6 protein-coding genes are annotated in these 6790 nt (G+C 73.0%); 5 read left to right on the top strand and 1 reads right to left on the bottom strand.

Annotated features, from left to right (window positions below; genetic code table 11):
• Window positions 1-48: 48 nt before the first annotated feature.
• On the top strand, window positions 49-873 hold the full coding sequence (locus tag VXC91_RS23750) for a Fic family protein (RefSeq protein WP_329509344.1): 825 nt from the start codon (window positions 49-51) through the stop codon (window positions 871-873).
• Between the two features lie 406 nt (window positions 874-1279).
• Here VXC91_RS23750 and VXC91_RS23755 read toward each other — a convergent pair whose 3' ends face one another.
• Window positions 1280-2104: an HAD family hydrolase gene (locus tag VXC91_RS23755; protein WP_329509345.1), complete on the bottom strand. Its 825-nt coding sequence runs from the start codon at window positions 2102-2104 to the stop codon at window positions 1280-1282.
• Between the two features lie 580 nt (window positions 2105-2684).
• Between VXC91_RS23755 and ssd the strand changes: the two genes are divergently transcribed.
• The 4 genes from ssd to VXC91_RS23775 form a co-directional block, all read left to right on the top strand.
• The gene (ssd, locus tag VXC91_RS23760) at window positions 2685-3776 is read left to right on the top strand and encodes a septum site-determining protein Ssd (protein ID WP_329509346.1); all 1092 of its coding nucleotides are present in this window, start codon (window positions 2685-2687) and stop codon (window positions 3774-3776) included.
• Between the two features lie 3 nt (window positions 3777-3779).
• Window positions 3780-5060 (top strand): TadA family conjugal transfer-associated ATPase, encoded by a 1281-nt coding sequence (locus VXC91_RS23765; RefSeq protein WP_408057453.1) that lies wholly within the window; start codon window positions 3780-3782, stop codon window positions 5058-5060.
• The gene (locus VXC91_RS23770; protein ID WP_408057454.1) at window positions 5057-5917 is read left to right on the top strand and encodes a type II secretion system F family protein; all 861 of its coding nucleotides are present in this window, start codon (window positions 5057-5059) and stop codon (window positions 5915-5917) included. Before VXC91_RS23765 ends, VXC91_RS23770 begins: the two co-directional genes overlap by 4 nt.
• A partial coding sequence (locus VXC91_RS23775) for a type II secretion system F family protein (protein ID WP_329509347.1) occupies window positions 5914-6790 on the top strand: 877 nt, incomplete at its 3' end. The genes VXC91_RS23770 and VXC91_RS23775, both read left to right, overlap by 4 nt.

Here is a 6790-nt window from a genome sequence, read left to right on the forward strand (position 1 = left end):
GACCACTCCATCGAAGGAGGGGATGCGGAGGTGCGTAGTGTCGTACTCATGAGTACGACAGGTGCGACCGCCGATCCGCTCGCGGTCCTGGGGGCGCTGCCCGGGGTGGCCGAGTCCGTGGAATCCGTGCGTAAAGCCGTGGATCGGGTCTACGGACACCGGATCATGCGGCGCCGCAGCAACGAGGTCACCTCCGAGGCTGCACTGCGCGGAGCGCGTGGCTCGGCGGCGCTGTCCGGCGCCGACTGGGCTCTCGAGGAGGTGCGCCGGCGCACCGACTTCAGCGGTGACGACGGCGCCCGCACGGTCGGTGCGGCTCTCCGGCTGACCGCCGAGGCGGGGCAGCTGCTCTCCATCTGGCGGCAGTCGCCGCTGCGGGTGCTGGCGCGGTTGCATCTGGTGGCGGCCGCGCAGGACGACCCCCGCGTGGGGCGCCCGCGGCAGGACGGCGAGCCGGTCGACGAGCCGCTCGTGGAGCTGCCGCTGCCGCACGCGGCAGAGGTCTCCGGCCGCCTCGAGGGGCTCGCCCAGCTGATCATCGCCGGCGGCTCGGCCCCCGCCCTCGTGACCGCGGCCGTGGTGCACGGCGAACTGCTCGCCCTGCGACCCTTCGGCTCGCACAACGGCCTCGTGGCGCGCGCGGCCCAGCGCATCGTCCTCGTGGGCAGCGGTCTCGACCCCAAGGCGATCTGCCCGGCCGAGGTCGGTCATGCGGAACTCGGACTCGCGGCCTATACGTCCGCCCTCGAGGGTTATGTGTCCGGTACCCCGGAGGGCATGGCGATGTGGATCGCCCATTGCGGGAAGGCGGTCGAGCTCGGAGTGCGCGAGTCGACCGCGGTCTGCGAGGCGCTGCAGCGCGGGGCGGCGTAGCGCTCCGGCGCGAAGAGCGCTCGGATCGTGAAGACGGCCCCTCCCGGGGGCCGTTCACATGGTTGCGGCGGTACGAGGAGTCGTACCGCCGCTGGCATGTTCACAGGGTTACCAAGCGTCCTCGATATGTCGCCCATCAGGTCGGGAACTTTGCCCGTCACCTGGTGCGGCTGGCCCGTAATCGACGGGTCGACGTCGCGTGGGTGCTCTGTGTTCATGCTCGGTCCGTGGGGCCAATTGCGTTCTTAAAGGTGATCCCTTCGGATGTCCTTTGGTCTCGCGGGCCGCTAAACCTTTTGTACTCCAGCCCCGGGCCATGCGGAACCCCTGGCTGCAGTTCTTTACTTTCAGGTTCAAATGGGTGTAAATCGGGCGCGAATGCAGGGTCCTCGCGTGTGCCGCACCCTCACACGGCCGATGTACGGCGCCGGCTGGCGTACCAGACGAGCCCTGCCGTGGCGGCCGCCGCGCCTATGGCGGCCATCGCGAGCAACGCAGGCCGGGGTGGGACCGACAACCGCTGCTTCAGCCGGACCGGGCGGTGGAAGTCCAGAATCGGCCAGCCGCGTGCGAGCGCCTCGCGCCGCAGCGCCCGGTCCGGGTTCACGGCATGCGGACGGCCGACCGACCTGAGCATGGGCAGGTCGGTCACCGAGTCGCTGTACGCGTAGCAGCGTGCGAGGTCGTAGCGCTCGGACGCGGCGAGTTCCTTGATCGCCTCGGCCTTCGTCGGCCCGTACGCGTAGTACTCCACCTTGCCGGTGAAGCATCCGTCGTCGCCGACGACCATGCGGGTGGCGACCACGCGGTCCGCGCCCAGCAGTTCGCCGATCGGTTCGACGACCTCCGCGCCCGACGTGGACACGATCACGACATCACGGCCGGCGGCGTGGTGCTCCTCGATGAGGGAGGCGGCCTCGTCGTAGATGATCGGGTCGATCAGGTCGTGCAGCGTCTCGGCGACGATCTCCTTGACCTGTTGGACGTTCCAGCCGCGGCACATTGCGGACAGGTACTCGCGCATCCGCTCCATCTGGTCGTGATCGGCGCCGCCTGCCAGGAACACGAACTGCGCATATGCGGTACGCAACGCGGCCCTGCGGTTGATCAGCCCCCCTTGGTAGAAGGACTTGCTGAAGGTGAGTGTGCTCGACTTCGCAATGACCGTCTTGTCCAGGTCAAAGAAGGCCGCTGTGCGGGGCAAGGAGTGGTTTTCCACGGGCCTGAGCATAGGCGCCCACCATTCGGCGTAAGGTGGGGCGCGTGGGTTTGCCTGAGAGGCCTCTCGGGTACACCATGGAAGTCACGGATCGTTCGCGACCGTGCTAACCCGGTCCGACTCCTCCCCCCCCGAGTCGGCCGTGGGGACGACCCCCGCTCTCCCCCCCGGCGGGGGTCGTCGCATGTCCGGGTGGGTTTTTCCCGTTCTCTCCGTGGTCGTGGGCCCCCGTTGCGGTCTCGCGGGCACCGCTTCACCATGTCCATGATTCGTCACGGTGCGTAGTGAAACGGCTGCGATGAGGAGGTCTCCGAGACCTCGTCCGTAAGAGTGACGGCGATATTCACAACCGTTGAGTCGTCCACAGTTATCGACCAAGATCCACACGATTTCCGGGATCGCCGCACTGTGATTCCAGCGCGTCCACCGATGCCGAGTTCATGACCGGTTCGGTTTGCCGGACGCGTTTGGCCGGTTCGTATCGGCCGTTCATATGGAGACCGGTTGCCGGTTCTTCACACGAGCGGGAAGCACGGGGCCGCAGTGGGGCCCGCGGACCCCGCGGAAGAAGCAGCGAAGGGGGCTGGAGATCGTGGCGGGAGCCATTACGCGCAACGGGCCGACCGTCGCCGAAGGGCGGCGGGGCGGACCGCTGATCGTCACCGAGGACGCCGAACTCCTCGACGACCTGCTGCGCCTGTGCGCGGCCGCGGGCGCCAGACCGGAGGTCCACCCGGGGGTGCCGGAGCACCGGGGGAGCTGGGAGGCGGCGCCGCTCGTCCTCGTCGGCGACGACGCGGCGCGCCGCGTGCGCGGAGCCGCACGCAGGCGCGGAGTGGTGCTGGTCGGGCGGGATCAGGACGATTCGGGTGTCTGGCGGCGTGCCGTCGAGATCGGCGCCGACCACGTCCTGGTTCTGCCGGACGGTGAGCAGTGGCTCGTCGACCGCATCGCCGACGTGGCTGAAGGGGTCGGACGGCCCGCGCTCACCGTGGGCGTGATCGGCGGCCGTGGCGGGGCCGGGGCGTCCACGCTCGCCTGCGCCCTGGCCGTCACCTCCGCACGCGAGGGCAGGCGCACGCTCCTCGTGGACGCGGATCCGCTGGGAGGTGGACTCGATGTACTGCTCGGCGGAGAGACCACCGAGGGGCTGCGCTGGCCGGCGTTCGCCGCCTCCCGGGGCCGCGTCGGCGGCAGTGCCCTGGAGGAGTCCCTTCCCCAGCTGCACGCGCTGCGGGTACTGAGCTGGGACCGCGGCGACACCGTGGCGGTGCCGCCCCAGGCGGTCCGCGCGGTCCTCGCCGCGGCCAGGCGGCGTGGCGGCGCGGTCGTCGTCGACCTGCCGCGCCGTGTCGACGAGGGGGTCGCCGAAGCACTCGCCCAAGTGGACGTCGGGGTGCTGGTCGTCCCAGCCGAACTGCGCGCCGTCGCGGCCGCGCGTCGGGTGGCGTCGGCCGTCGGCATGGTCCTCGGCGACCTGCGGATCGCGGTACGGGGGCCGTTCGCGCCCGGTCTCGACGACCGTGAGGTGGCGCGGCTGCTGGGGCTGCCGCTGGTCGGCGAAGTGCCGTCCGACGAACCGTCGCAGGATGGTTCCGCGCCGCCCGGGGGAGCGGCGCGGGGGCCGCTCGCCCGGTTCTGCTCGGCCTTCTGGGAGCGGGCGTCCGCCGAGGCGGGTGACTGACCGATGACCGCGGGCTGGAGCGCGGGCGCCGGGACGGGCCACGGTACGGCACTCGGATCAAGGCCGGGCGAGAGTCCCGAGCGCGCGACCGGGCTCGGCGAACGGACGCGGCTGCTCGACGGAGTACGCCAGTGGCTGGCCGAGAGCGGGGCGGAGCCGACCCCGGCGCTCGTGGCACAGGCGCTGCGTGAGCAGGGGCGGGTGCTCGGGGACGCGGAAGTGCTGGGCGCGGCGCGGCAGTTGCGCTCCGAACTGATCGGCAGTGGCCCCTTGGAACCGTTGCTCGCCGATCCCTCCGTGACCGATGTCCTGGTCTCGGCGCCCGACCGGGTGTGGGTGGACCGGGGCGGCGGACTGGAGCTGACGGCGGTGTCCTTTCCGGACGCGGCAGCCGTACGACGCCTCGCTCAGCGCCTCGCGGCCGTGGCCGGGCGGCGGCTCGACGACGCCAGACCATGGGTCGACGCCCGCCTGCCCGACGGCACCCGGCTGCACGCGGTGCTGCCGCCCGTCGCCGTCGGTTCCACGTGCCTGTCGTTGAGGGTCGTGCGCCCGCGGGCGTTCACCCTCGACGAGTTGGTGGCGGCGGGGACGGTGCCGCCGGGCGGGGACCGGGTGCTGCGGGCGCTGATCGCATCCCGGCTCTCCTATGTGATCAGCGGTGGGACCGGTACGGGGAAGACCACGTTGCTCAGCGCATTGCTGGGGGTGGTGGGGCCGTCGGAGCGGATCGTGCTGGCCGAGGACTCGGCTGAGCTGCGGCCCGACCACCCCCATGTGGTGCGCCTCGAGGGGCGGCCCGCGAACCAGGAGGGCGTGGGGCTGGTGGAACTCCAGGACCTGGTGCGGCAGGCGCTGCGGATGAGACCCGACCGACTGGTCGTCGGCGAGGTCCGTGGTCCCGAGGTGGTGTCGCTGCTGGCGGCACTCAACACCGGCCACGAGGGCGGGTGCGGCACCCTCCACGCCAACGCCGCGGCCCAGGTGCCCGCACGGCTGGAGGCGCTGGGCACCGCGGCGGGCCTGGACCGGGCGGCACTGCACAGCCAGCTGGCGGCGGCGCTCTCGGTGGTCCTCCATCTCGTGCGGGACCGGAGCGGACGCCGCCGGATCGCCGAAGTGCACGTGCTGGAGCGGGACCCGTCGGGGCTCGTGGTGACGGTGCCCGCCCTGCGATGGGGCCGGGAGGCGTTCACGCGGGAGCGGGGCTGGGAGCGGCTGCGGGAACTGCTTCGGTCCGGAAGGGACGAGAGCGACGGAAGTGAGGGGGGTGGAGTGCTGTGACGGTGATCGGTCAGTTGGCGCTCTCCGCCGGACTGGTGTGTGCCGGGTCGGCGGCCTGGATGATGAGCGACGCGAACAAGGGGGCGCGTCGTGCCCGGTCCCTGTTCGCGGGCGGTGACCTGGGGCCGGGAGCCGGTCCGCCGCCCTGGGAGCGGGCCATGGCGCGGGTACGCCGATTGCCGCCCGAGTGGTGGTCGGCCGTCGTGGGCGTGCTGATCGCGGTGCTCGGCACATCCGCCCTGCCCCTGGTGGCCGGGGCTGTCGGGGTGCCGGTGCTGCGCCGGGTTCGGCGGGCACGAGCGGCACGGCAGGCGCGGGAAGCGCGTGGGGCGGCGGTGGTCGCGCTGTGCGGGGCGCTCGCCGGGGAGGTGCGCGCAGGACGCCAGCCGGGTGAGGCACTGCTTCGTGCGGCAGGTGACACGGGTGGGCTCGGCGAAGCGCAGGCGCAGGTGCTGGCGGCGGCGCGGTTCGGCGGGGACGTGCCGGATGCGCTCGTCGGCGCGGCGCGACAGCCCGGGGCCGACGGGTTGTCCGGGCTGGCCGCGTGCTGGCGGGTGGCCGTGGACCGGGGGGCGGGATTGGCGGCCGGACTTGATCGGCTGGAGGCCGCCCTCCGCGCCGAGCGTGACCAACAGGCCGACCTCCGCGCCCAGTTGGCGGGCGCCCGCTCGACGGCGGTCCTGCTCGCGGGGCTGCCGGTCCTCGGCCTGTTGCTCGGCACCATGCTCGGCGCCCGTCCGCTGCACGTGCTGCTGCACACCGGCGCGGGCCTGGGCTGTCTCCTGGCCGGCGGTGTGCTGGAAGGGGCCGGGCTGTGGTGGGCCATGCGGATCGTACGGGGAGCCGAGGCGGCATGAGCGTCGACGTTGTCCACAGGCTGGGGACGCTGTGTGGGGTGCCGGCGCTGTGGTGGGCGATGCGCATGCTCGCCGCCGCGCGGCGCGAGCGTCGAGCGCGGCGTCGGCTGACCGCGGTGCTCGGGCGCGACAGTGTGCCCGGGGAACGGCCGATCGGTGCGTCCGCGGTACCGGCCGTGTGGAGATGCGCGGCGGGTCCCGAGCCGTTGGGCCGGCGGTTCGGGGCGCGGGGTGTCGCGACGCTGGAATCGCCGACCACAGTGCCGGGTGCCGCGCGGCGCCGAGCCGAGGCGCGGAACGCCGTGCGGCGCCTACTGCCGGTCGCGGGGGCACTGTGCGCCGGCTGGGTGCTGCTCGGCGGATTCGTCGGACTGGGAGCCGGACTGCTCATCGGGCTCGGCGTGGCGCGGTGGCGAGACCGGCAGGAACACGACCGGCTGGCCGAGGAGTACGACCCTGTCGTGGCGGCCCGTCAGCTTCCGCTGGCCGCTGACCTGCTGGCGGCGTGCATCGCGGCCGGTGCGTCCCCCGTATCGGCCGCACAGGCGGTGGGCGAGGCGCTGGGGGGACCGGTCGGGGAGCGGCTGGCGCGGGGTGCGGCCGAAGTGCGGCTCGGGGCCGAACCGGCCCAGGCGTGGCGCCGGCTCGCCTCCCTTCCCGGCGCCGGAGAGCTGGCGCGACTCCTGGAACGGGCAGGCGATTCCGGCGCACCCGCGGCCGCCCCGGTCGGACGCGTCGCGACGGAGGCCCGCGCCGAGTGGGGTCGGGCGGCCACGGCACGGGCGCGCCGAGCGGGGGTCATGGTCACGGCTCCGGTGGGGCTGTGCTTCCTGCCCGCGTTCATCGCGGTCGGGGTGCTCCCCGTCGTGATCG

The organism is Streptomyces chiangmaiensis (genome assembly GCF_036281785.1).
In the GTDB taxonomy this organism is placed as follows: domain Bacteria; phylum Actinomycetota; class Actinomycetes; order Streptomycetales; family Streptomycetaceae; genus Streptomyces; species Streptomyces chiangmaiensis.